Origin of the sequence: Mycobacterium sp., from assembly GCF_035314665.1 — a bacterium.
In the GTDB taxonomy this organism is placed as follows: domain Bacteria; phylum Actinomycetota; class Actinomycetes; order Mycobacteriales; family Mycobacteriaceae; genus Mycobacterium.
This window is the reverse complement of the sequence record NZ_DATFZD010000296.1, coordinates 1-2074: the sequence shown is the minus strand read 5'-3', so window position 1 is coordinate 2074 and position 2074 is coordinate 1. Positions and strand designations below refer to the sequence as shown.

Below are 2074 nucleotides of genomic sequence, written 5' to 3'. Positions count from 1 at the left end.
GGGCTTCACGCCGGGCGGGAGCGCGCCCTCGGCGTTTTTGCGGGCCGCGCGTGGGAACGCGGCTTCAAAGCGGTCAATGCCCTCCGCATAGGCTGCGGCGCTTGAGATCTCGGCTCTGTTGAAGGCCTTGATCGTTGCTGTAGTGAGCATGCGCTGATGAAGCATCGTCGATCTGATGGCGTCTTCGTTGATCTTGAACTCACCGCGGGCGGGCCAGTCCATCAGAAAGGCCTGCTCCATGCCGGCTGGTCCGTTGATTTCGAAGAGATTGAACATCAGCGCCCCGGAGGGGGCACCGGCCGAGTCCTTGGCGAACCGAAAGGCCACCGTATGCAGATCCCCGCCAATGCTGTAGCGGTGCGACTGCGACGGCGGAAGAGCCGCGACGCCGTCGAGGTCGACATCAGGCTCGGCGACGAGATACTCGAGGAAGCCGGCCTCGATGGGACTATCCACTTCCTTGGCCGCCAGAGCGGTCCACTCTGGAACCTGGCGACAAAGTTCCCGATAGACGACGCCGGGAACCGCAGCGGCAGCGTTCGCCTGTTTCCAGGCGGTGATGAACTCATCTGTCTCCCACGGTGATGCTGCGCCGTCGCGATGGCGGTACTGCGTGAGGCGAATGACGTGGTCGTAGCGGACAAGCTGCGCGGGACTGAGCTCGATAGGGCTCATGAAAACTCCCCAGCCTCGAGGCAACACGATTGTCGCCGACGTGAGAGTATCCAGTCCTGTCCGCACCACCCGCCGCAGCAGCCGAGACGTCATCAACCGGTCACGATTGAAGCTTCCGCGGCCGTGCTGTCGCACCGGTGTGTGCCACGCGGGCGTCATAAGGCTTTCCGGGCCAGCAGTGGGGAACCAGCCGACTATCGTGCATGTAGCATGCAGACGGAGGATCGGGACCGATGAGCACCACCGTGGATTTTCATTTCGACCCGATGTGCCCGTTCGCCTACCAGACCTCGGTGTGGATCCGCGACGTCCGTGCGCAATTGGGAATCACCGTCAATTGGCGGTTCTTCAGCCTCGAGGAGATCAACCGCGCGGAGGGGAAGAAGCATCCCTGGGAGCGTGAATGGTCCTACGGCTGGTCGTTGATGCGGATCGGTGCACTGCTACGTCGAACCGACATGTCGTTGCTCGACCGGTGGTACGCCGCAATCGGAAACGAACTGCACACCGCGGGCGGCAAACCGCACGATCCTACGGTTGCGCGACGCCTGCTGAGCGACATCGGCGTCGACGCGGCGATCTTCGATGCGGCGCTCAACGACCCGACCACTCACGACGAGGTCCGAGCCGACCACCAGCGGGTCATCGACGCGGGCGGATTCGGTGTGCCAACGCTCTTTCTGCTCGATGGACAATGCCTGTTCGGACCGGTACTGGTGGATCCGCCGACCGGCCCGGCCGCCCTGAAGCTGTGGAGCGTCGTGACCGGCATGGCTGAGCTGCCGCACGTCTATGAACTTCAGCGGCCGAAGTCACCAGCAGACGCTGATCTCATCGGCCGACATTTGCGTCCCTACCTCGACGGGCGTGATTGGGTCAGCATCAATCGCGGTGAAGTCGTGGATGTCGACCACATCACCGGTTGACGCTGTTTCAGCGAGAACAACGGGCCGAACGCAGCGAAAAATTTCTTGGCCCGTAAGACAGCCGGGCGCCCGTAAAGGCTCACCGGCTGTGAGACGATCCCCGGGTGCGTCTCGGGTTACACGCGCTGGGAGTCGGCGCCGGCGCGGAGCGTGCCGTCATCGACGCGGTCGCAGTCGCCGCGGAAGCGAACGGCTTCGCGACCCTGTGGGCGGGTGAGCACGTCGTCATGGTCGACGACCCGGCGTCGCGCTACCCCTACTCGGACAACGGCAAGATCGCGGTGCCGTCGGTCGCCGACTGGATCGATCCGTTGATCGGCCTCGGATTCGCTGCGGCAGCCACGACGACGATCGGGATCGCGACTGGGGTGTTGCTGCTGCCCGAACACAACCCGGTGCTGGTCGCCAAACAGGCCGCCACGCTCGACCGGCTCAGCGGCGGCCGATTCACCCTCGGCGTCGGAATCGGCTGG

Annotated in this window: 3 protein-coding genes; 2 read left to right on the top strand and 1 reads right to left on the bottom strand. The window is 64.2% G+C overall.

Features of this window, described 5'->3' with window-relative positions:
* Positions 1 to 675 (bottom strand): hypothetical protein (locus VKI00_RS20865; RefSeq protein WP_324440779.1); only part of this gene is annotated, 675 nt, incomplete at its 3' end.
* A gap of 233 nt (positions 676 to 908) precedes the next feature.
* Here VKI00_RS20865 and VKI00_RS20860 point away from each other — a divergent pair.
* Together VKI00_RS20860 and VKI00_RS20855 are read left to right on the top strand one after the other, a co-directional pair.
* A complete protein-coding gene (locus tag VKI00_RS20860) occupies positions 909 to 1601 on the top strand; it encodes a DsbA family oxidoreductase (RefSeq protein WP_324440777.1) in 693 nt (230 codons plus the stop codon).
* A 104-nt stretch (positions 1602 to 1705) separates the two neighbouring features.
* Positions 1706 to 2074 (top strand): LLM class flavin-dependent oxidoreductase (locus VKI00_RS20855; RefSeq protein WP_324440775.1); only part of this gene is annotated, 369 nt, incomplete at its 3' end.